This window comes from Agrobacterium sp. A3-95, from assembly GCF_053521785.1.
This window is the reverse complement of record NZ_JBNWDR010000009.1, coordinates 204,206-225,296: the sequence shown is the minus strand read 5'-3', so window position 1 is coordinate 225,296 and position 21,091 is coordinate 204,206. Positions and strand designations below refer to the sequence as shown.

Below are 21,091 nucleotides of genomic sequence, written 5' to 3'. Positions count from 1 at the left end.
CAATCAATGCGGGAGGCTTGGCATTCCCGCCCACGTCTGAGCTAACGAGCATGTGCGCATCCTGTCACAACCGCAAGACCAATGCCAAAGACAGACGCTCGGCCCGAACAGGCAAGAGCAGCGGCTTCAGGCGGGCGTGGGCTGGCTTCACAGAGAGCGGCGACCCTATCGACCCCGAAGGCTGGAATGACGCCTGATGGGCCTCCCTGCCCCGTTCCAAAGGTAGGGGGCATCGAAAGACGAGAGTCATACGTCTAAGGACCGGTGGGGTACATTCGCGCATACATAATTCCAAATTTTGAACGACGAAAAGGAAATCGTCATGAAAAAGTGAACAATGAAAGGAGACTTTGATGGGCCGAAGAGGCAAAGGAGCTAAGCCGAAGAAAGCCGCTGGTGACATAATGGGCGGGCCGCAGCGTCGTCAGACGCTCCCGTGGGAAGCCGAAGGCTTGTCACGTCTGGAGGCAGTGGTTGCTTTCATCGAAGATATGCCTGTAACGCAGGGAAAACTAGCAGGAACGAAGATCAAGCTGCGAGATTGGCAGATTGAGAAATTCCTGGCCCCGACCTATGCGACTGACGAATATGGCCGCCGCCCGGTTCGGACAAGCGTGCTGTCGATGGCGCGCAAGAATGGTAAGACGGCTATCTCTGCCGCCCTTGCTCTCTGCCACCTTGTCGGACCTGAAGCCGAGCAGCGCGGCGAGCTATACATTGGCGCTGTCGATAAGATTCAGGCGGGCAAGGCTTGGGCCGAGTGTAGGGCGATGATTGAGGGCCATGTCGAGCTTTCTGAGCGCGTGAACATTATCAAATTCAGCAAGGAGATCGAGGTAGAGCCGGGATATCCGGGCGAAGGATCGGTGCTGAAGGCCGTTAGCGCCGACGCTGACTCAAAGCTCGGATTGTCGCCTTCGTTCGTCATCATGGATGAGGCTGGTTATCATCCGTCGAGGGCGTTGTATGACGCCTTTGATTCCGCGCTTGGCGGACGATCTGAACCGCTCATCATTTTGATCTCAACCCAAGCCCGCGACGATAATCAATATTTCAGCGAACTTATAGATTATGGGCTGAAGTGCCAATCGGGCGAGATTGAAGACGATAGCTTCGCGCTCGCGTTTTTCACATCAGACCCGGAAGCTGATCCTTTTGACCCTGATACATGGCTGGCTGCGAATCCTGCGCTTGGCGATTTCAACTCGTATGAGCAAATCGAGCGCATGGCGGATCAGGCTAAACGGATTCCAAGCAAGGAAGCGGCGTTCCGTAACCTGATCCTGAACCAGCGGATCGATGGCACCACGCGCTTCATCGCCGCTCGCGAGTGGAACGATTGCGATCTAGGGCATATTGACGAAGCCGCGCTTGAGGGCCGGGAATGCTATGGCGCTCTTGACCTGTCGGCAGCCCGAGACTTGACGGCCTTCGTTCTGGTTTTCCCGGAAGAGGATGGCCGCTTCACTGTCCTGCCCCGATTCTTCCTCCCGGCCTTTGACATTGACGGGAAGAGTGAATCGGACAGAGTACCGTATAACGTGTGGAGTAGGCAGGCAGACGCACGCCTCACGCTTCTGCCGGGAAAGGTCATCGATCCGCAGGCCGTTGCAGAATACATCGCTGACGAGGCGGGCCGGTTCGATATCAAGGAGATTGCCTTCGACCGTTGGCGGATAGAGGACTTGCGGCGCGAACTGGCTAAGGCTTCGATTGATTTGCCGCTTCAGCCGTTCGGGCAAGGCTACAAAGACATGTCTCCAGCCGTTGACATGTTGGAAGTCGCGGTCGCGCAACAGAAGGTCAACCATGCCGGAAATCCGCTCATGAAGATGTGCGCTGCCAATGCGGTCATTACGAAAGACCCATCCGGCGCACGGAAACTTGATAAGTCCAAGGCTTCAGGTCGCATTGACGGACTTGTAGCACTCGCCATGGCGTTGCAGACTGCGGCGCGACACACGGAAGACGACGCTCTTCCAGCGTGTCTTATGGAAGATGCTTAAAGGAGGAGAGAGACAGTGACGACATTTAAAGGAAGAGGATTCTCTATAAGCTTGCGTGATTTCGGGCTGGATCACTTGGAGGGAACCAGCCCTGATGCAAAAGCAGACTTCGTTTGCACCACCGATAACTCTAACGGCTTTCAGTTTGAGCCAATCCACTATGAGTTAGAGGATTTGCCGAAAGATAGAGTGCAATACCGTGAAGGATTTCATCTTAGCTCGATTAGCCCTGACGTTGCCCGACTTAAGGAAGACGTAGAGCTTACCGAAAAAATCCAAGCCGGTGTTTTGTCAAGCAAACGATGAGGAAATATACTTCCTTGCTTTTCGCGTTTTACTGTTGATCAGCAAGCAAAACGGAGTATAACCACAATCACCGGACGCAAGCATAAGACTTGAACCGGCGAGCCTGTCCCGAATGAGGGGCGGGCAGCATGTTGCCGCAGGCAACACCTACGACAAACCACGACATTGTTGCGTAATGCCACATCAAGAAATTCCGCTTGGTGCTTCGCTATGCGCGCTTACTAGAAAAGGAGACTAAATGAATCTGTTCCATCTTCGCGAGACCCGTGCATCCAAGCTCGCTGAAATCAAGGCTCTTGGCGACAACCCGGACAACGCGAAGTTTACGGCAATCGAAGGCGAAATTCGCGCCCTTGATAGCCAGATCAAGAATGCAGCAACCATCGCAGAATTCGAGCGCCATGAGGCCGCACCGGCTGATAACGGCATGGCTCGCGAACTGCGTTCCTATTCCGTTTCCAAGGCCATCCGCGAAGGCAGTGGCGATAGCCTGACCGGCGTTGAACGCGAAGTCCATGACGAACTGTCCAAGGGTCGCGAAGTGCGCGGCGTGATGGTCCCTACCTCTCTCATTTTCGGTGACGAAAACCGCGCCATGCTCACGACCGGCACGGCTGGCAACACTGTTGCAACGAACATGGGTGGCCTTATCGACCGCCTTCGTCCAGTTCTCGCAGTCCAGTCCCTCGGCGCAACAGTCATTTCCGGCCTCACTGGCAATCTTGACCTTCCTCGCCTTGCATCTGGCCCACAGGCCTATTGGGTGAATGAGGACGAGGCAACCACGGCCAGCGATGCGACCTTTGACAAGGTGTCGCTGTCTCCGAAGACGGTTTCCGGCGAAATGTACCTGTCTCGCCGCTTGCTGCTTCAGAACGGCGTGGCGCTCGAAAACGTACTTCGTCAGGATTTGGCGTTCGTACTTGCGCAGGCTCTCGATAAGGCCGCTATCAACGGCACCGCTGCCGCAAAGCAGCCGGTCGGAATCCTTACGCAGATTCCAGAAAGCGCAACCACGGCAACGGACCTGAGCGACATTGCGGCGGACCTTATCGCGGCGCTCCAGATTGACGACGTAACCGGCACCACAGGCTTCTTGACCAATCCGGCCTTGATGGCTGTTGCCCGCAAGCTGAAGGACGGCCAGCAGCGCAATCTCAGCACGGCTGAAACGTTCCACAATGAGCGCGTTGTGGCTACGAATCAGGTTCCGACGATTGCCGGTGAAAACCCGCTGATCTTCGGCGCATGGGCAAACCTGCTTATCGGCTACTGGTCTGGCGTTGATATTCTCGCCAACCCGTACACAGACGCTTCGAAGGGCGGTCTGCGCCTGCATGCGTTCCTTGATGCTGACGTGGCTATCCGCCACCCTGAAGCATTCGCATGGAAGGCCGTCGCCTAATATGGCGGCTGTCTCGCTGGCCGAGGCAAAGGTTCATCTTCGGGTCGATTGGCCCGAAGATGACACTTACATCTCAGGTCTGATTCTTGCGGCTGAAGGCTATGTTTCGGAAATCGGCGTCACCATCGCCAGTCCGGCACAGCCCCCCGTAAAACACGCAATCCTCCTTTTGGTCGGCCATTGGTATTCGTACCGCGAAGCCGCAGCGGAGAAACCACCACAAGCAATCGCATTCGGCGTTGACGCCCTTGTGCAGCCATTCAGGGAGGTATCATTTTGAGCAACTTTGAAAAACGTGCGGCAACTGACGTTAAGGCCGTAGGAAAGAAACTGTCCGGCTACGTTGCCACGTTCGGCCTTGAAACCCGGATTGGCGATTTCAGCGAAGTCATTCAGACAGGCGCTTTCGGTGCTTCGCTTCGTTCCAACCCGGACATTCTGGCGCTTGTCGATCATGACCCCGGCAAGGTGTTGGGCCGTAGCGCGTCGGGTAGCCTGATCCTCGAAGAGGATCAGAAAGGACTCCGTTTCGAACTGGACTTGCCCGACACACAGCTAGGCCGGGATATCGCTTCGCTTGCTGCCCGCCATGATATCGGCGGCATGAGCTTTGGTTTCAACGTGCCTGAAGGCGGAGACGAATGGCATGGTGAGCGACGGACCCTGAAGGCCATTGACCTTCGCGAAATCAGCGTTGTGCAGGCGTTCCCGGCTTATTCCGGCACGTCGCTTGCCGTGCGTTCGCGCAAGCCAATGACAGACGCGGAACGCCGCATTCGAATCTTGGAACTGGAAGGAGGTGCTTATGTGGCCGTTTAAACCGAAGGAAACACGCGCCGTCGCTTCGAGCGATCCCTTCTTAGGTGAATTCCTTGGTGCGCGCTGGCAGGCCCGTGCGGATATCGAGAAGGCCAGCGGCCATGCTGTCGCCCATCGGTGCATCCAGCTTATCGCGGAGCAACTCGCTTCGGTCCCGCTGAAGGTCTATCGCAAAACTGACGACGGTGGCCGTGTGGCGGCTTCTGAGCATGCGCTATATCCAGTGCTACAGGAATCGTTCTCGCCTCTCCTGACCGCCTTTGAGGGCCGGGAATGGATGAACGTGTCGGCGCTCATGTACGGCAATGCCTATGCTCGGATTGAGCGGAATGGACGAAGCCAGATTATCGGCCTCCATCCCATTCCCGCGCCTTCGGTAACGGTCGAGCGTCTCTCATCTGGCCGGTTGAGGTACAAGGTCGCGCTGGCGAACGGCGGAACGTCAGTCTTCACGCAAGACGAAATTTTGCATGTTCGCTATAGGACGAATGACGGCATTCTAGGCCTTTCGCCTATCCAGATCGCAAGCGCGGCTTTCGGGCTTGCTCTTGCTCAACAGGATCAGGCAGGCGCGGCGGCAGAAAACGCATTCCGTCCGGCTGGCGCTCTGATCTTCCCGGACAAGCTCGGCGGCGCGAACAAGGATGCCGCGATCTCCAAGTTCAAGGAACGCTTCACCGGCCAGTTGAAGGCAAACGAAGTTATGGTGCTGGACGGTGGGGCGAAGTTCGAAACGTTCCAGTTTTCGGCAAAGGACTCGGAATTCCTCGAAAGCCGCAAGCTGTCCAATCTGGATATCTGCCGCGTTTATGGCGTCCCGCCCTCTTCGGTCGGCATTACGGACAACGCGACGTATTCAAACATTGGCGAAGAAAGCCGCGCCCTTGTGACTCGAGTCCTTGCGCCGTGGGCTAAGCGGATCGAAAGCGTCTACAACGCCACCCTGCTTTCGCCTGAGGCTCGTAAGACTCATTACGTCGAGCACGATTTGTCCGCTCTGCTTCGTGGGGATACGGCGACCCGCTATGAGGCGTACCGCATTGGCCGTGAAGCTGGATTCCTGTCAGTGGACGAGATTCGCGGCTTCGAAAACATGTCGAAGGTTCCGGGTGGCGACACTTACATGGAGCCGCTCAACATGGCCCGTCTTGGCGTGTCACAAAATGCCCAGGCATCTGAGGTACAGCAATGACGGGGGGCGGCGATCTTCGCGGCGTTTTCGAATTTCGGCGGAAGACGGACGGCAATGACGGTTTCGGGGGCGTGATCCCCGGAGCCGGTCCCGTCACTACGATTTTCACCACATCGGGTCGGATCGAGGTTCGTAGCGGCGATGAGATCGTTCTGAACAACGTACCGCGCGGCGTTTCCACGGTGGAAATCACTGTCCGTCAGCAGCCCGCCATTAAGGCCGTCAACACAACATGGAGCATTCGGGAAAAGCGTTCCGGGCGCTCTTACAACGTCAAAATGATGAAGCCAGACCAGAAAGGAGCTTTCATCACATTCACAGCAGAAGGAGGAACACCTTGAACGTAAAGACTATCAGCATTGAGCCTATCAAGGGCTATGACCGGGACACAGGTTTCCGCAAGCTGGCAAAGGTCCAATTCTTCCTGCCTGACATGCAAATGACGATCCGCGATGTTGTCTTGACCCATGACCATGAACACGGTTTTGCCGTGGCGCACGTCAAGCCGAAGGTGGGGCAATCAACGCTCCAATGGGTGCGAAACTCACCTTTCGCCAAAGGTCTGGCGGAAGCGGCGGCAACGGCTTACAGCGCGATGCTTGCTGAAGACTTGGAAGAACTTAAGGCGCTCTATAAGGCAGCCTGACCAAAGCCCTACGGTCAACCGTAGGGCTTTTTTCGTTTGGGTAAAAGAAAACCCGCCGCGCTGATGAAAGCGAGACGGGCCACAGAAAAGAAGAGTGAAATGAGCAAAGAAGATTTCATGCAATTTCGCACAGGATCGGCAAAACCGCAATGAACTTTACCGCCAGAGTGGGCGGGCAGCTTGCCGCGCCAGCGGCAACAGGAAATACGTGCGACCTAGGAAAGCGCTTCCAAGATGGCTAGTGATATCGGCCTAACGGCCTCAAAGCGGCCCGCCCTTGCCGGTATGGCACAAAGAAATTTCCTTACTTAACTATTTGATTTTATTGTCTATACGTAGTATCCAGCACCACGGTCCCTGCCCGTCGGGTTTCGAAATCGGCCAGGAGCATGCCGAGCAATAGAAAAGCGAAAGGGCCGCAAACCGCCGCCACAATGCCAGCTTTATATCTCACAAAGAGCGCCAGAACGGCGACAAATAGAAATGTGGCAATCAAAACGACCGGGGAAGGCGTGGCATCTAGAGAAAACCAGAGTACCGCGCCGCAGCCGATGGAAACTGGAATGAAAAGAAAATCGTGGCCGAATGCGCGCTCCTCGGCCAGGTACGTGGCGATTTTTTCGACCACGGTAGTGTTGCGGTTAATCTCCGGAATAATGGCGGGAGTGTCATATGTTGCCGCATCACTGCTTCGGCGGAGAGGAAACAGAATTTCCCGCGTGCCGGGCAAGTCTCCCTGCATCGTTTTAGCATATTCGAAATGCTGTTTTTCCCCTTGACCGAGCAATCCCCACCGCCCCTTGCCGCACCAAAAACAGGTTTGCAGACCAGCGCTGGGGATTGCAATCCTTTACTTTAACGATGCGTTGACCGAGATTGAATTGCTGCTGCCGGGAAAGCCTGAAGCAACGCGATTGCGTTTGCCGCAATGCACAATTTGACCTTTGGATAGCTTGGCATCCGCGCAAGGATCATATAGCTAATCGGTAGACGCTTAACCGCGGGGCGTATCTCAACGCCCCCACCCGCATGTTTTCGGAGGATCAGTATGACGGAAAAAAGCGCTACAGTGACACTTGGCGAAAAACAGGTCGAACTCCCAGTCAGGGAAGGCACGATTGGACCAAGCGTCGTCGATATCGCCACGCTGTACAAGCACACGGGCTCCTTCACCTACGACCCCGGCTTCACCTCAACAGCCTCCTGCGAATCCAAGATCACCTATATCGATGGTGACGAAGGCGTTCTTCTGCACCGCGGCTTCCCGATCGAGCAGCTTGCCGAACAGGGCGACTTCCTGGAAACCTGCTATCTGCTGCTTTACGGCGAATTGCCGACAGCTGCGCAGAAGAAGGACTTCGACACCCGCGTCACGCGCCACACCATGGTGCACGAGCAGATGAGCCGCTTCTTCACCGGCTACCGTCGCGACGCACATCCGATGGCTGTCATGTGCGGCACGGTCGGCGCTCTCTCGGCCTTCTATCACGACTCGACCGACATTACGGATCCGCACCAGCGCATGGTCGCTTCGCTGCGGATGATCGCGAAAATGCCGACGATCGCCGCCATGGCCTACAAGTACCATATCGGCCAGCCCTTCGTTTACCCGAAGAACGACCTCGATTACGCTTCCAACTTCCTGCACATGTGCTTTGCCGTGCCTTGCGAAGAGTACAAGGTCGATCCGGTTCTGGCTCGCGCCATGGACCGCATCTTCATCCTGCATGCGGATCACGAACAGAACGCTTCCACCTCCACGGTGCGTCTTGCCGGTTCGTCGGGTGCAAACCCGTTCGCCTGTATTGCAGCGGGCATCGCCTGCCTCTGGGGTCCGGCACATGGCGGCGCCAACGAAGCGGCGCTCAACATGCTCAACGAAATCGGCACGGTTGACCGCATTCCGGAGTACATTGCCCGCGCCAAGGACAAGAACGATCCGTTCCGCCTGATGGGCTTTGGCCACCGCGTGTACAAGAACTACGACCCGCGCGCCAAGATCATGCAGAAGACGATGTACGAAGTGCTGGAAGCCACCGGCAACTCCGACGATCCGATCATGCAGGTCGCGCTCGAACTCGAAAAGATCGCTCTTTCCGATCCTTATTTCGTCGAGAAGAAGCTGTACCCGAACGTCGACTTCTATTCGGGTATCACGCTGAAGGCGCTTGGCTTCCCCACGACCATGTTTACCGTGCTGTTCGCACTGGCCCGCACCGTCGGCTGGATCGCGCAGTGGAACGAAATGATCGAGGATCCGCAGCAGCGCATCGGCCGTCCGCGTCAGCTCTACACGGGCGCCGGCAAGCGGGACTACGTTCCGGTTTCCAAGCGTTAAGCCGGGAAACCAACCAACATAAAAAAGCCGGCGGGTTTTATCCGCCGGCTTTTTTGTTGGATATGATCATCGATAAGAATAGCGAAACCTGCCCTGCCAACCCCAGGAAGCAGACAGGATCGCTACCGGTTCAGCCTTGCTGCTTGCGGCTGTTCAGCACATCGAGAAGGATAAGGGCGCCGGTTTCGCCAGGAGGCACTTCGGTGTGCAAACGCTCCTGCACCAGAGCATAGCCGTCCAGCATCGCCCGCCGTTCGGTGGTGTCGGACGAGAGCCGTTCGGCCCAGCGCAACATCGACCCTGCCCGTACCACCTCGTTGAAATATTCCGGCACCACGACATAGTCGGCAATCAGGTTCGGAAGCGCACCTGTCCAGGTTTTCACCCGTTTGCTCAGCATCGTGAAAATCCAGTCGGTCTTGTAGACCGATATGGTTGGTACGCCGACGAGCGCGAGTTCGAGAATAACGGTGCCGGAGGCGGCAATCGCCGCATCGGCGCGCGCAAATGCATTCCACTTGAAGGCGGGATCGATGCCGATTTCAGGCCTGATATCCTGCGGCCATGTTGCCGCCAGTTCGCGGATGCGGTTTTCCTGGCGCGGCACTGTCGGCAGCAGAAACTTCGTCGGGCCGTTGCGCTCGACATATGCTTTTGCCGCTTCTTGAAACGGCTCCATCAACCGGGTCGTTTCGGTGGAACGTGACCCCGGCAGGAGCAGAATGGTTTTCGGTTCGCCGTTGGCAGGCAGGGGCCGCTCAGCCCGCCTCTGCCGCACGGAGAGCACGTCTTGATCGACGCTGAGGCGATGGCCGACAAAGGTTGTCGGCGGGCCGCCGAGACGCCGCATCGCCTCCGGCTCGAATGGAAGCAAGGCCAGAACGTGATCGACATAGGACAACATCGCGGTGGCGCGATATTCCTTCCACGCCCAGACGCTGGGGCAGACATAATTGACGACCGGCAGATGCGGCAATTGTTTGCGGACTTTTCTCGCAACACGATGGGTGAAATCCGGGCTGTCGATGATCAGCAGAATATCCGGCTTGGCGACAATGATTGCCTGCGCAGTCTGGTTGATCCGCGAAATCAGCTTCGGCAGCTTCTTCAGAACCTGCGTGAAGCCCATGATGGAGAGTTCGGAATAATCGAACAGCGAAACCAGCCCCTGCGCCTCCAGAGCCTCACCGCCGACGCCCATCAACTCGACAGAACCCGAGTAATGGCCTTTCAGGGACCGGATGAGATCGGCACCCAGAAGATCGCCGGATACCTCGCCGGCTATAACCGCCACCTTCAACGTTGCCGTCATCCCACCATGTCTCCGCCCATCATGTCTTCACCGAGTGACGTATCGATACCGCAGACGAATATGCCGGCCTGATCTGCCGCCTTCAACATCTCATCGCGATCAAGTACCAGCGCGCGCCCGGCTTCAACGGCGATCCCCGCCAGCCCGGCCTTATGCGCGTTCTCCACCGTTTCCACGCCGATGGTCGGCAAGTCAGCGCGGATATCCTGCTGCGGCTTGCAGAGCTTCACCAGAACACCCTTGCGACGGGTCGAGATGCGGCCCTCAGCGCGTAATGCCGCGACACGCGCCAGCATCGCGTCTGTGCCCTCGACGCCCTCCAGTGCAACGATACGGCCGCCAACGGCGACTGCACCCTGCCCGACATCAAGCGTGCCGAGTGCCAGTGCGGCCTGCGCGGCCTTGCGTATGTCGCGCAGATCGTCTTCAGCAGGTTTATGCGCACCGAAAGGGCCGGTCGTAGCAAGCAGACCGGGTGCGATCTCGTGGGCGCCAATGACTTTTGCCCCAAGCGTGCCGATGACCTTGATGACCATCTGCAAAACGGCGTCATCGCCGCTCGACAGCAAGGTGCGGACGATGGATGGCAGTTTCAGCAATATGCCGATCGTGGGGCGGATTTCCCGCCATTCAGGGCGTCGCGCCACGGCGCCGGAAAGCACGACGCGGTCCACCTGGTTTTCGCGTAGCAGCCGACCAAGCCCGGCGACATCGCCGACGCTAATCACCGCATTGTCGAAACCGCTCCAGTCAAACTGGGAATCATCACGCAGCTGTACAATGAAGGGGTTCTCCCCCATCTCGCGCGCAGCCGCCGCGACATGCAGCGGCAGCTGGCCGCTGCCGGCCACGATGGCGAGACGCCCGCCGCCTGTCACGGCTCACTTGCCCCGGTTTGGCGAGGAAAGCGCGCGGTCGCTATCCGCACCGATGAAATCGAGGATTTCGATGACCTGGGGGCAATCGAGATATTCTGCGCGGTCAATCGCAGCCGCATTGCTGCGGATGGCGCCTTCGCCTTCGAAGATCTGCTTGAAGACGCGCCTTACCTTGTGAATATCCGCGCGGTCGATACCGGAACGCGTCATGCCAACGACATTCAGCCCGCCGAGAATGCCGGGATTACCGTTCAGCATGCCATAGGGAATGACGTCATAATTGACTGCCGACAGCCCGCCGATAAAGGCCTGACGACCGATTCGGGTGAACTGGTGCACGGCACAGCCGCCACCCAGGATAGCGCGGTCCTCGATGGTGACATGTCCCGCCAGCATCACATTGTTCGACAGGATGATATGGCTGCCGAGGCGACAATCATGCGCCACATGCGAATTGGCGAGGAACAGGTTGTCATCGCCGACAATCGTCTTGCCGCTGCCATCGGAGCTGCCCGCATTCATCGTTACGCCTTCGCGCATGATGCAGCGGGCACCGATCTCTAGCGTCGTTTCCGAGCCATCGTGGCGAATTGCCTGCGGTGTACCGCCAATAACGGCCATTGGATGGATGACCGAACCACGGCCAATGACGGTGAGACCGGAGACGACGGCATGATTGTGCAGCGTGACCTCGTCTTGCAGCGTGACTTTCGCGCCGACGTAGCTCAGGGCACCGATGACGACATTTTCACCAATAACCGCGCCGTCTTCGACAACGGCGGTCGGGTGAATTTTTGCCGAAGCCGCGATAGTGCTCATTGCTGGTCCTCGGGGATCATCATCGCGCCGACGTCAGCTTCCGCCACCAGCGCGCCTTCGACCTTGGCCTCGCAATGAAATTTGAAGACATTGCCCCGCTGGCGCTGCTTGACCACGTGAATTTCCAGACGATCGCCGGGAACGACGGGTCTGCGGAAGCGCGCGTTGTCGATTGTCATGAAATAGACGAGATAACCGCCTTCACCCTGGCTGCGGGCGCAGATCGCACCTGCCGTCTGGGCCATGGCCTCGACGATCAAAACGCCCGGCATGATCGGGCGATCCGGGAAATGACCGGTGAAATGCGGTTCGTTGACCGTTACGTTCTTGATGCCAATCGCCGAATTATTACCATCGATCTCGATGATCTTGTCGATGAGCAAGAACGGGTAACGATGCGGCAAAAGCTTCATGACTTCCAGAATGTCAGCCGCGCCGAGCGTCGTCTTGGTTTCTTCAGTCATCGTTTTTTTCTCCTGTTTTTTTATCACGCCCTTCAGCGCGCGCCAGAATATCGGCCATGTCGCGCAGGAAATACTTCATCGGACGCGCTGGCGTCCCACCATAACGGGCGCCGGCCGGAACGTCGGCTACAACACCGCTCATCGCCGCAATCTGCACGCCGTCACCAATAGTGATATGGCCGTTGATACCCGCCGCGCCGCCGATCATCACACCATCGCCGATGCGGGTGCTGCCCGCAATGCCGACCTTGCTGACGATGCCGCAATGGCGGCCGATGCGGACGTTGTGGCCGATCTGAACCTGATTGTCGATCTTGGTACCTTCGCCGATGACCGTGTCGTCCATCGTGCCACGGTCGATCGTCGTATTAGCGCCGATCTCAACATTATCCTGAATGATAACCCGGCCGATCTGCACGATCTTCAGCATGCCGCGCGGACCGGGCGCATAACCGAACCCGTCCTGACCGATGCGCGCTCCGTTGTGAATAATCACATTGTTGCCGATGAGAGCGGCAAGAATGCTCGCGCCGCCGGCAATCGTGCAATCACGCCCCACCTGAACATCCGCGCCTATGATGACACCAGGCCCGATCCGCGTACCGGCGCCGATATGGGCACCAGCGCCAATCACGGCGAGCGGCTCGACAATCACGCCAGCTTCCAGCTTTGCAGACGGATCGACATGCGCGGTATGGGAAACTTCAGCTTCCATCACCACAATCGTACCGGGACGCATCGCGGCGGGATGCAACAAGGCACCTACCTGCGCAAAAAGCGTGTGCGGGTTTTTCGATATCAGCGCCGGGATGTGAGACGGCAGCATATCCGCAAGCGCGGCGTCACAAATGACGGCGCCAGCCTCACAGGTCGGCAACTCATCGCGGTTCTTGCGAGAAAGAATATAGCAGAGCTGGTCGGGTTTTGCCCGGTAGACCGGCGCAACGGACCTGATGATCCGTTCTCCCGCCGCCTCATCAGACAGTTCCGCCCCAAAACGGTCTGCGATGTCTTTCAATCGCAGTCCCTCGTGGGGCGGAAAAAACGCGTTGTATTCCATTAGCCGGACACTCCAGAACGTTCAAAGTTGCAGTTCTGGACTGCCGATATCAGAAAGTGTTGGACATGCCAAACCGGAAACGCTGTTCCTCGTCGTAGTCTTCCTTGGCGATCGGAACCGCATAGTCGACGCGGATCGGGCCGAAGGGCGATGCCCACATCACGCCGATACCGGCGGATGCGCGGATGGAGTTATCATCCTTCACGCCTGCGCTGTTGGCAACCTTGTTGCCGTACAGCGTACCGGCATCGACGAAACCGGCGAGACGGAGGCCGAAATCTTCCGGAACACCTGGCATCGGAGCCGTGACTTCAGCAGAAGCCGCGAAGTAGGTCGTGCCGCCGATGGAGTCGGAACCGATACGCGGGCCAATACCATCGTTCTTGAAGCCGCGAACCTGACGACCACCGAACTTGAACTGATCGAACACCAGCAAATTGTCGCCCGTCGGAACGACGTGACCCGCCTGACCGGTGAGCGAGCCGATAACGTCGTACTCGTCCGAAAGCGTGTAGTAGAAGCGCGCCTTGGCGTAGATCTTGTAATATTCGGAATCGCCGCCGAGGCCTGCAAATTCGTTCGTCAAGGCAGCCTGCCAGCCTTCGCGCGGCATGTTGCGGTCGTCGAGCGTATTGTAGTTCAGCGTGTTGGAGATGATGGACTGTGTCCAGTCACCGCCACGGATCAGAGCCTTATAGGGTTCAGCAAGATTGCTGCCGGTTTCCCAATCGCCCTCACCGTCGTAGTTGAGCTGCTTGTAGGTGTACTTGAACGTCGTCGAGAGGTTCTCGGTGATCGGCGCCGTCACGCGCAGTGCGAAGCCCTGCTCGTCGTAATCGTAATAATCTTCGCTGCGGCTCTGGCTCTTGAACAGGTCGAAACCTGCGGCCAGACGGTAACCAAGGAAATACGGCTCGGTGAAGGACAGCGTGTAGCTGCGTGCATCGTCTTCACCCGCACCGGCGGCGAGACGAATGTACTGGCCACGACCGAGGAAGTTCTTCTCTTCGATCGATGCTTCAAGCAGCACACCGTCGTTCTGCGAGTAACCCGCACCGATACCGAACGAACCTGTCGACTGATCTTCCACGTCGACAACGATGACGACGCGATCAGGCGCGCTGCCGCCGGCAGTCGAGACATTGACCTTCGAGAAATAACCGAGCGCTTCAAGACGGCGCTTGGCAGCCGTGATGACCGTCTGGTTGAAAGCATCGCCTTCGGAAATATCGAACTCGCGGCGGATGACGTAGTCACGCGTACGCGTGTTGCCACGGATTTCGATACGCTCGACATAGGCGCGCTCGCCCTGATCGACGATATAGGTCACACCGATGGTGTTACCGGACATATCGCGGTCGCCGCGCGGCGTTACACGGGCGAAAGGATACCCCTCGCCGGCAACGCGCTTGGAAATCGCTTCCATGCTCTGCTGGACTTCCTTGGCGCTGTAGCTAGCGCCCTGGCGGGTTTCCACGAGACCCTGAAGCTCGGAGCCGTCAATACCCGGAACAGTCGATTCGACTGCGACGTTGCCGAAGTCGTACTTCTTGCCTTCGTCGACCGTGATGGAGATGGTGTATTCGTTCTTGGACTCATCAAGCACCGCGTCGGACGACACGACCCGGAAGTCGGCATAACCACGGTTGTAGTAGAACTGGCGCAGCGCCTCTTCGTCGGCGCGCAGCTTGTCCTCGTTATAGACGTCCTTGCGTGTCAGGAACGACAGCATGTTGGACTTCTTGGTATTGATGACAGCGGCCAGACGACCGTCGCTATAGGAATTGTTGCCGACAAAATCGATGCGGCCGATCTTCGTGCGCTCGCCTTCGTTAATCACGAAAGCGATGTTCACACGGCCCTGACCAACGGAAACGGTCTGGGTGGTGATTTCGACGTCGCTGCGGCCGATCGCGGAATAGGCTTCCTTGATGCGCGCGATATCGGCAGTAACGATTGCCTGATTGAACGGGCCGAGCGGCTGGGTCTGCACGACGCCAGCGAGCTTGTCGTCCTTGATCTTGCGGTTACCGTTGAAAACCACCTGATTGACGAGCTGGTTTTCGTTGACCGTTACAACCAGCGTGCTGCCGGAAACGCGCATGGAGACATTCGAGAAGTAACCGGTGGCGTAAAGACGCTTCACCGATTCATCGATGTCCGAATTGGAAAAGTTCTTACCCGGCGCAATGGTAATGTTGGAGCGTACGGAGTCCGCACCGGATCTCTCAGCGCCGCGAACATCAATCTTGCTGATGACGGCTGCATTCGCAACACCAGCAGAGGCAAGCACGCCGAGGCCCGCAACCGAAGAAACACCAGCAGACAGCGCAACCGCCGACACCGCGTTCAAAAATCTTGAACCAGCCTTCATTTCAATTCTTACCTTTTTACGTTGTCCCTCAGCGGGCGGAACCCGACTCCGGCCATGTGCGTCGTTTTACCTGCTTTTCCCCTACAAGCAAGTCAGAACGTTAAATTCTGTTTACTTCGTGATCCAGAGTGGCGCATTCGCCACTTCGGGATAAAAACAGGGTAAACAATCGACTAACAAAACCGTTAAAACACTATCCTCAGCCAATCAAGCTGCTGATATCATTCCATGTTGCAAAAACCATAAGACCCAAAATCATTGCCATGCCGATACGGAACGCAACCTCCTGCGCACCGGCACCAAGCGGTCTGCCGCGGATGGCCTCGATTGCATAAAACACCAGATGTCCGCCGTCCAGAACCGGCACAGGCATCAGGTTCAAAAGACCGATCGATACGGAAAGAACCGCTGCAAGCTGGATGACGGCCGAAATACCCAGCGTCGCCATCTGACCGGAAGCCTGTGCTACGCGGACTGGACCGCCCAGTTGATCGGCGTTCATGCGCCCGGTCACGAGGTTACCGATGTAGTTGAAAGTACCGGTGATGACGTGGCCCGTTTCACGCACGCCCTCAAGCAGCGCCTCAGACGGCGAATACTCGATGTGGCGGAAATTGCCGCTGTTCTGGTCGGTGACAATGCCGATGATGCCCATTTCCAGCTTGTTGCCGAACTGGTCCGTGGTTTCGGTGCGGGTCGGAACCATCGGCAGCTTCAGCTCCTCGCCTGCCCTTTCGACGGTCACAGTGATCGGCGTGCCCGGACGGATGCCGACATAACGGCGTACGTCCTCGAACGTCTTGACCTTTTCACCGTCGATCGCAACAAGGCGGTCACCGGGGTGCACGCCGGCGGCCGCAGCCGCGCTGTTTTCACGCACTTCCGCCACGACCGGATCGGCGATCATACGGCCATAGACACCGAACAGGACCGCGAAGATGAGAATGGCGAGAATGAAATTGGCAATAGGTCCGGCGGCAACCGTCGCCGCCCTTTTCCACAGCTTAGCGCCGGAAAGCGTCTGCGCCCTCTCCTCAAGCGACATATGCGACAGGCCGGAACTATCCGGCTTGCTGGACGCATCCTCGTCGCCGAAGAATTTTACATAGCCGCCGAGCGGTATGGCGGAAATCTTCCACCGCGTGCCGTGCCTGTCGGTAAAGCCGATCAGCTCCGGGCCGAAACCGATGGAAAAGGCGGTGGAGCGAATGCCGCTCCAGCGGCCGACAAGGTAGTGGCCCATTTCATGGACGAAAACGAGCAGGGAAAGTACGAGGACGAAGGGCACGATATAGCCGGTCAGAAAACCGGTCGCCGCCATTATTGTGTTCATGACAATCTGCCCTTTATTTCATGACCTTGCGCGCCGATTAAAAGCCCGGCAACAGGCCGCCGCCCGATCCGGGCACGTCGCCGGTTGCCGCCGCATGCACGAAAGCAATGAGGAATACCGTAAAGCAGGCGAAAACAAGACCGTCAACCCGGTCCATGAAGCCGCCATGGCCGGGAATGAGATGGCTCGAATCCTTGACCTGAAAACGCCGTTTCACGAAGGATTCGAAGAGATCGCCTATCTGGCTGAACACCGAAAGAATGAGAGCGAGCCCAAGCAGCAGCAGGCTGATCCTGCCGTGATAGGCAAGAGACACCGCGCCGCCGCCGATCAATGCGGCCACCGCTCCGCCGATAGCGCCTGACCAAGTCTTGCCCGGTGAAATCGACGGCGCAAGCTTTGGCCCGCCGATGGCGCGCCCGACGAAATAAGCGAGAACATCCGTTGACCAGACGACAGCGAAAATGAACAGGATGGCGACGAAACCGGTCAGCTCATCGCCGCGAATGGCGGCCAGCGATATGCCGCTCAGACCCGCATAAACGATGCCGCCCACCAGCCACCAGTTTCTGCCACGCAACACGGGAAAAAGTGCCGCCGTCAGCGTGAAGCCGGAGAGCAGGGGCAGGTCGAGCGAAGGTTCGCCGAAAATCGTGTTGCCGGCGATGACGGCAACCGCAAACCAGCCCCAGGCATTGCCGGTGGAATTGGTTTCCGACATGCGGGTGATTGTCGCCCATTCATAATAGATGAGGATCGCCAGCAGACCGGCCACGATGCGGAACAGAATGCCGCCATACCAGGTCGCAGCCAAAATGACCGCCGCCATGACGATTGCGGATATGATCCGCAGTCTGAGTTCACGGCTCATCAGGCGCCTGCCACTGCAACCTGCTCGGCCAGAGCGCCAAAACGGCGATCACGCGTTGCATATTGCTCGATTGCGGAAAAAAACCGCTGCCGGTCGAAGTCGGGCCAATATTCGGGAACGAACAGGAACTCGGAATAGGCAGCCTGCCAGAGCAGGAAGTTCGACAGCCGTTCCTCGCCGCTGGTGCGGATGATCAGATCGGGATCCGGTATGCCTGATGTATCGAGTCTGGCCGAAATAATCTCCGGCGTGATCGATTCTGCATCCAGCCGGCCTTCGGCGACATCGCGGGCAATAGCCATTGTCGCGCGGGCAATCTCGTCGCGGCTGCCGTAATTGAAGGCAATCACCAGCGTCAGCCTGGTGTTGTCAGCCGTCATGTGTTCCGCTTCTTCGAGAAGACTGCGGATATCGTTTTTCAGCCCCTGCCTATCGCCGATGATGCGCACACGCACGTTTTCGCGGTGCAGTTCCGCAAGGTCGCGCCTAATGAAAGCCTTTAAGAGCCCCATCAGGTCGCTGACCTCGGATTCGGGCCTGCGCCAGTTTTCCGACGAGAACGCGAAAAGTGTGAGATAGCGGACACCGCAGTCGCCGGCCGCACGCACCGTTTCGCGCACAGCCTCGACCCCGCGGCGATGCCCCATCACGCGCGGAAGACCGCGCTGTTTTGCCCATCGCCCATTTCCATCCATGATGATGGCGACGTGCTCGGGTATTGAGGAACGTGTCGTCGTCGGCATATCGATCCAGTAACAGGCAGCGCGGAATTAAAACGAATAAAATACAGGTCTATCGCAAGCGATACTAGACCTGCATGATTTCCTTTTCCTTCTCGCCAAGCAAGCGCTCAATTTCCGAAATCGTGTCGTCGGTGATTTTCTGCACTTTTTCCGACTGTCCACGGCTTTCGTCCTGACCGATATCACCGTCTTTTTCGGCTTTTTTCAGACCATCCATGCCATCGCGACGCACGTGACGAATCGCCACCTTGGACTTCTCGGCGTAGTCATGAGCTACCTTGACGAGCGATTTGCGGCGCTCCTCGTTGAGTTCTGGCAGCGGGATACGCAGGTTCTGACCATCAACGATCGGGTTGAGGCCGAGATTGGATTCGCGGATGGCACGGTCGACGGCGTTCACCATCGACTTGTCCCAGATGTTGACGCCGAGCATGCGCGGCTCCGGAACCGTGATGTTTGCGACCTGGTTTAGCGGAACGCGCGAGCCATAGGCCTCAATGGTCACCGGATCGAGAATGTTGGCCGAAGCGCGGCCGGTGCGCAGCGATGCGATATCGCTTTTGAATGCATTGATGGCACCATCCATGCGGCGCTTGATATCGTTGAGGTCAATACCACTCATCTTGATACTCCATCTCTATCGGCCGTGGCGGCCGGAATACGCCACAGGGGCGACATCGTTTTTTGATTATTTGTCGTGCACGATGGTCTTGCGGCCGCCGCCGGTCAATATCTGCGCGAAACCGCCCTTCTCGTGGATCGAGAAAACAATGATCGGGATGTGATTCTCGCGGGCAAGCGCGACAGCTGCAATATCCATGACCGCCAGTCCCTTGCCTAGCACTTCGCTGTGGGTCAGCTCGTCGAAACGGGTGGCTGCCGGGTCCTTTTTCGGATCGGCGGAATAGATGCCGTCCACCTGGGTGCCCTTGAAGATTGCTTCCGCACCCATTTCCGCGGCGCGCAGCGCTGCAGCGGAATCGGTTGTAAAGAAGGGGTTGCCCGTGCCGCCGGCAAAAATCACCACGCGGCCCTGCGCCAGATGGTGGAGCGCTGCACGCTGCGAGAAGCTCTCACAGATTTCCGGCATCGCGATTGCGGACAGAACGACGGTGTCAATGCTGAGCTTGCGCAGGGAGGTTGCGAGCGCCAGCGCGTTGATGACGGTGGCCAGCATGCCCATATGGTCGCCGGTAACGCGATCACCGCCCTTGGACGCCACGGCAACGCCGCGGAAAATATTGCCACCGCCGACGACAACGCCGACTTCAACGCCCATCGCCCTCGCCTCGGCAATATCGGAGGCGATACGGTCCGCAACCGCCACATCGATACCGAAACCCTGATCGCCCATAAGGGCTTCACCGGAAGCCTTGAGAAGAACACGTTTGTAGATCGGCTTGGAAGACATCATGACTCCTCGGAAATGTAACCGAAACGCGGATACACGAAGGGCACCGCGTTGTCACGCGATGCCCTCCCGTTTTCCCAAGATTGGGTAAATATAATCAGCCCTTGGCGACTGCGGCGACTTCTGCTGCGAAATCGCTTTCTTCCTTTTCGACGCCTTCGCCGAGCAGCAGGCGAACCATGCCCGTCACTTCGATGGCAGCACCGGCTTCCTTTTCAGCTTCCTTGACGGCAGCGCCGACAGTGATGTCGGGGTTGATGACGAAAGCCTGCGACAGAAGAGCGACTTCTTCGAAGAACTTGCGCATACGGCCATCAACCATCTTTTCGATGATGGCTTCCGGCTTGCCGGATTCGCGGGCCTGCTCGATGAAGACGTTGCGTTCGCGCTCGGCCACGGCTGCGTCAACTTCCTCGGCGCGGATGGCGAGCGGGTTGGTTGCAGCGATGTGCATGGCGACCTGGCGGCCGATGGAGCTCAGAACGGCCTTGTCGCCGACCGACTTCAGGGCAACGAGAACGCCAAGCTTGCCGATGCCTTCGCCGGCAGCATTGTGGATGTAGGTCGCGACAACGCCGTGCTCGACTTCGAGTGCTGCCGAACGGCGCAGCGTCATGTTCTCGCCGATGGTGGCGATCGCGTCCTTGATGCTGTCGGAAACGGACTTGCCGGTTGCCGGATAGGTGGCGGCGCTGACGGCTTCAACGGTGCCGTCGGTGGAGAGCGCTACCTGGGCAATGCCGCGAATGAGATCCTGGAACGCGTCGTTGCGGGCAACGAAGTCGGTTTCGGAGTTGAGTTCGACAACAACAGCCTTGTGACCCATGGTGGCGACGCCGATCAGACCTTCGGCAGCCGTACGGCCAGACTTCTTGTCGGCCTTTGCGATGCCCTTGGCGCGCAGCCAGTCGATCGCCGCTTCCATGTCGCCATTGGTTTCAGCAAGAGCCTTCTTGCAGTCCATCATGCCTGCGCCGGATTTCTCGCGCAGTTCCTTCACCATTGCGGCTGTGATTTCGGTCATTGTTTGCCTCTTATCGGTTCGATCGGTCAGCCGGCTGAATTCGCCGTGCCGAAGTTCTGGGTGATGAGTGTACCCGGCCGCACACCCTTT

General features: G+C 57.8%; 21 protein-coding genes and 1 pseudogene. 9 read left to right on the top strand and 13 right to left on the bottom strand.

Annotation, left to right across the window (positions count from 1 at the left end):
* Nucleotides 1–353: 353 nt before the first annotated feature.
* From ACQZ5Y_RS22140 to ACQZ5Y_RS22105, 8 genes are all read left to right on the top strand, one after another.
* The gene (locus ACQZ5Y_RS22140; protein WP_174059863.1) at nucleotides 354–2,006 is read left to right on the top strand and encodes a terminase large subunit; all 1,653 of its coding nucleotides are present in this window, start codon (nucleotides 354–356) and stop codon (nucleotides 2,004–2,006) included.
* Nucleotides 2,007–2,021: 15 nt separating this feature from the next.
* Nucleotides 2,022–2,312 carry a hypothetical protein gene (locus ACQZ5Y_RS22135; RefSeq protein WP_174059862.1) on the top strand — a complete coding sequence of 97 codons (291 nt, stop codon included), beginning with the start codon at nucleotides 2,022–2,024 and terminating at the stop codon, nucleotides 2,310–2,312.
* Nucleotides 2,313–2,550: 238 nt separating this feature from the next.
* Nucleotides 2,551–3,717 (top strand): phage major capsid protein, encoded by a 1,167-nt coding sequence (locus tag ACQZ5Y_RS22130; RefSeq protein WP_174059861.1) that lies wholly within the window; start codon nucleotides 2,551–2,553, stop codon nucleotides 3,715–3,717.
* Between the two features lies 1 nt (nucleotide 3,718).
* On the top strand, nucleotides 3,719–3,997 hold the full coding sequence (locus tag ACQZ5Y_RS22125; RefSeq protein WP_174059860.1) for a head-tail connector protein: 279 nt from the start codon (nucleotides 3,719–3,721) through the stop codon (nucleotides 3,995–3,997).
* Nucleotides 3,994–4,536 carry an HK97 family phage prohead protease gene (locus tag ACQZ5Y_RS22120; protein ID WP_211380931.1) on the top strand — a complete coding sequence of 181 codons (543 nt, stop codon included), beginning with the start codon at nucleotides 3,994–3,996 and terminating at the stop codon, nucleotides 4,534–4,536. The genes ACQZ5Y_RS22125 and ACQZ5Y_RS22120 overlap by 4 nt, the downstream gene beginning before the upstream one ends.
* Nucleotides 4,523–5,728 (top strand): phage portal protein, encoded by a 1,206-nt coding sequence (locus ACQZ5Y_RS22115; protein ID WP_174059859.1) that lies wholly within the window; start codon nucleotides 4,523–4,525, stop codon nucleotides 5,726–5,728. The genes ACQZ5Y_RS22120 and ACQZ5Y_RS22115 overlap by 14 nt, the downstream gene beginning before the upstream one ends.
* Nucleotides 5,725–6,069 (top strand): phage head completion protein, encoded by a 345-nt coding sequence (locus ACQZ5Y_RS22110; RefSeq protein WP_174059858.1) that lies wholly within the window; start codon nucleotides 5,725–5,727, stop codon nucleotides 6,067–6,069. The genes ACQZ5Y_RS22115 and ACQZ5Y_RS22110 overlap by 4 nt, the downstream gene beginning before the upstream one ends.
* Nucleotides 6,066–6,374: a hypothetical protein gene (locus tag ACQZ5Y_RS22105; RefSeq protein ID WP_065658108.1), complete on the top strand. Its 309-nt coding sequence runs from the start codon at nucleotides 6,066–6,068 to the stop codon at nucleotides 6,372–6,374. The genes ACQZ5Y_RS22110 and ACQZ5Y_RS22105 overlap by 4 nt, the downstream gene beginning before the upstream one ends.
* Before the next feature lie 337 nt (nucleotides 6,375–6,711).
* Here the strand turns inward: ACQZ5Y_RS22105 and ACQZ5Y_RS22100 are convergent.
* Nucleotides 6,712–7,116, bottom strand: a pseudogene (locus tag ACQZ5Y_RS22100) (ComEC/Rec2 family competence protein); the annotation flags it as partial.
* Between the two features lie 306 nt (nucleotides 7,117–7,422).
* Here ACQZ5Y_RS22100 and gltA point away from each other — a divergent pair.
* On the top strand, nucleotides 7,423–8,712 hold the full coding sequence (gene gltA, locus ACQZ5Y_RS22095) for a citrate synthase (RefSeq protein WP_003496202.1): 1,290 nt from the start codon (nucleotides 7,423–7,425) through the stop codon (nucleotides 8,710–8,712).
* A gap of 130 nt (nucleotides 8,713–8,842) precedes the next feature.
* Here the strand turns inward: gltA and lpxB are convergent, their stop codons facing one another.
* The 12 genes from lpxB to tsf form a co-directional block, all read right to left on the bottom strand.
* Nucleotides 8,843–10,024: a lipid-A-disaccharide synthase gene (lpxB, locus tag ACQZ5Y_RS22090; protein WP_113473218.1), complete on the bottom strand. Its 1,182-nt coding sequence runs from the start codon at nucleotides 10,022–10,024 to the stop codon at nucleotides 8,843–8,845.
* Nucleotides 10,021–10,902, bottom strand: a complete 882-nt coding sequence (locus ACQZ5Y_RS22085) for an LpxI family protein (RefSeq protein WP_003512855.1) — start codon at nucleotides 10,900–10,902, stop codon at nucleotides 10,021–10,023. The genes lpxB and ACQZ5Y_RS22085 overlap by 4 nt, the downstream gene beginning before the upstream one ends.
* A 3-nt stretch (nucleotides 10,903–10,905) precedes the next feature.
* Nucleotides 10,906–11,721, bottom strand: coding sequence for an acyl-ACP--UDP-N-acetylglucosamine O-acyltransferase (gene lpxA / locus ACQZ5Y_RS22080; RefSeq protein ID WP_013636021.1), 816 nt, complete (start codon nucleotides 11,719–11,721; stop codon nucleotides 10,906–10,908).
* Entirely contained in the window at nucleotides 11,718–12,185 is a 468-nt protein-coding gene (fabZ, locus tag ACQZ5Y_RS22075) for a 3-hydroxyacyl-ACP dehydratase FabZ (RefSeq protein WP_013636020.1), read from the bottom strand. The genes lpxA and fabZ overlap by 4 nt, the downstream gene beginning before the upstream one ends.
* Entirely contained in the window at nucleotides 12,178–13,245 is a 1,068-nt protein-coding gene (gene lpxD / locus ACQZ5Y_RS22070) for a UDP-3-O-(3-hydroxymyristoyl)glucosamine N-acyltransferase (protein ID WP_013636019.1), read from the bottom strand. Before lpxD ends, fabZ begins: the two co-directional genes overlap by 8 nt.
* Before the next feature lie 49 nt (nucleotides 13,246–13,294).
* Nucleotides 13,295–15,619 (bottom strand): outer membrane protein assembly factor BamA, encoded by a 2,325-nt coding sequence (bamA, locus tag ACQZ5Y_RS22065; RefSeq protein ID WP_019565536.1) that lies wholly within the window; start codon nucleotides 15,617–15,619, stop codon nucleotides 13,295–13,297.
* A gap of 199 nt (nucleotides 15,620–15,818) precedes the next feature.
* On the bottom strand, nucleotides 15,819–16,940 hold the full coding sequence (gene rseP, locus ACQZ5Y_RS22060) for an RIP metalloprotease RseP (protein ID WP_019565535.1): 1,122 nt from the start codon (nucleotides 16,938–16,940) through the stop codon (nucleotides 15,819–15,821).
* A gap of 49 nt (nucleotides 16,941–16,989) precedes the next feature.
* Nucleotides 16,990–17,823, bottom strand: coding sequence for a phosphatidate cytidylyltransferase (locus tag ACQZ5Y_RS22055; RefSeq protein ID WP_174049418.1), 834 nt, complete (start codon nucleotides 17,821–17,823; stop codon nucleotides 16,990–16,992).
* Nucleotides 17,823–18,566, bottom strand: coding sequence for an isoprenyl transferase (locus ACQZ5Y_RS22050; RefSeq protein ID WP_003512842.1), 744 nt, complete (start codon nucleotides 18,564–18,566; stop codon nucleotides 17,823–17,825). Before ACQZ5Y_RS22050 ends, ACQZ5Y_RS22055 begins: the two co-directional genes overlap by 1 nt.
* A 64-nt stretch (nucleotides 18,567–18,630) precedes the next feature.
* Nucleotides 18,631–19,188, bottom strand: coding sequence for a ribosome recycling factor (frr, locus tag ACQZ5Y_RS22045; RefSeq protein WP_003512840.1), 558 nt, complete (start codon nucleotides 19,186–19,188; stop codon nucleotides 18,631–18,633).
* Between the two features lie 66 nt (nucleotides 19,189–19,254).
* Nucleotides 19,255–19,977: a UMP kinase gene (pyrH, locus tag ACQZ5Y_RS22040; RefSeq protein ID WP_035218853.1), complete on the bottom strand. Its 723-nt coding sequence runs from the start codon at nucleotides 19,975–19,977 to the stop codon at nucleotides 19,255–19,257.
* Between the two features lie 97 nt (nucleotides 19,978–20,074).
* Nucleotides 20,075–21,001, bottom strand: a complete 927-nt coding sequence (gene tsf, locus ACQZ5Y_RS22035; protein ID WP_003512838.1) for a translation elongation factor Ts — start codon at nucleotides 20,999–21,001, stop codon at nucleotides 20,075–20,077.
* Nucleotides 21,002–21,091: the final 90 nt, after the last annotated feature.

Bases quoted from the DNA above. Each gene is read 5' to 3' on its own strand.
- ACQZ5Y_RS22140 (WP_174059863.1), top strand. From the start codon at position 354: ATGGGCCGAAGAGGCAAAGGAGCTAAGCCGAAGAAAGCCGCTGGTGAC.
- ACQZ5Y_RS22130 (WP_174059861.1), top strand. From the start codon at position 2,551: ATGAATCTGTTCCATCTTCGCGAGACCCGTGCATCCAAGCTCGCTGAA.
- ACQZ5Y_RS22125 (WP_174059860.1), top strand. From the start codon at position 3,719: ATGGCGGCTGTCTCGCTGGCCGAGGCAAAGGTTCATCTTCGGGTCGAT.
- ACQZ5Y_RS22115 (WP_174059859.1), top strand. From the start codon at position 4,523: ATGTGGCCGTTTAAACCGAAGGAAACACGCGCCGTCGCTTCGAGCGAT.
- ACQZ5Y_RS22110 (WP_174059858.1), top strand. From the start codon at position 5,725: ATGACGGGGGGCGGCGATCTTCGCGGCGTTTTCGAATTTCGGCGGAAG.
- gltA (WP_003496202.1), top strand. From the start codon at position 7,423: ATGACGGAAAAAAGCGCTACAGTGACACTTGGCGAAAAACAGGTCGAA.
- lpxB (WP_113473218.1), bottom strand. From the start codon at position 10,024: ATGACGGCAACGTTGAAGGTGGCGGTTATAGCCGGCGAGGTATCCGGC.
- lpxA (WP_013636021.1), bottom strand. From the start codon at position 11,721: ATGAGCACTATCGCGGCTTCGGCAAAAATTCACCCGACCGCCGTTGTC.
- fabZ (WP_013636020.1), bottom strand. From the start codon at position 12,185: ATGACTGAAGAAACCAAGACGACGCTCGGCGCGGCTGACATTCTGGAA.
- lpxD (WP_013636019.1), bottom strand. From the start codon at position 13,245: ATGGAATACAACGCGTTTTTTCCGCCCCACGAGGGACTGCGATTGAAA.
- bamA (WP_019565536.1), bottom strand. From the start codon at position 15,619: ATGAAGGCTGGTTCAAGATTTTTGAACGCGGTGTCGGCGGTTGCGCTG.
- rseP (WP_019565535.1), bottom strand. From the start codon at position 16,940: ATGGCGGCGACCGGTTTTCTGACCGGCTATATCGTGCCCTTCGTCCTC.
- ACQZ5Y_RS22055 (WP_174049418.1), bottom strand. From the start codon at position 17,823: ATGAGCCGTGAACTCAGACTGCGGATCATATCCGCAATCGTCATGGCG.
- ACQZ5Y_RS22050 (WP_003512842.1), bottom strand. From the start codon at position 18,566: ATGCCGACGACGACACGTTCCTCAATACCCGAGCACGTCGCCATCATC.
- frr (WP_003512840.1), bottom strand. From the start codon at position 19,188: ATGAGTGGTATTGACCTCAACGATATCAAGCGCCGCATGGATGGTGCC.
- pyrH (WP_035218853.1), bottom strand. From the start codon at position 19,977: ATGTCTTCCAAGCCGATCTACAAACGTGTTCTTCTCAAGGCTTCCGGT.
- tsf (WP_003512838.1), bottom strand. From the start codon at position 21,001: ATGACCGAAATCACAGCCGCAATGGTGAAGGAACTGCGCGAGAAATCC.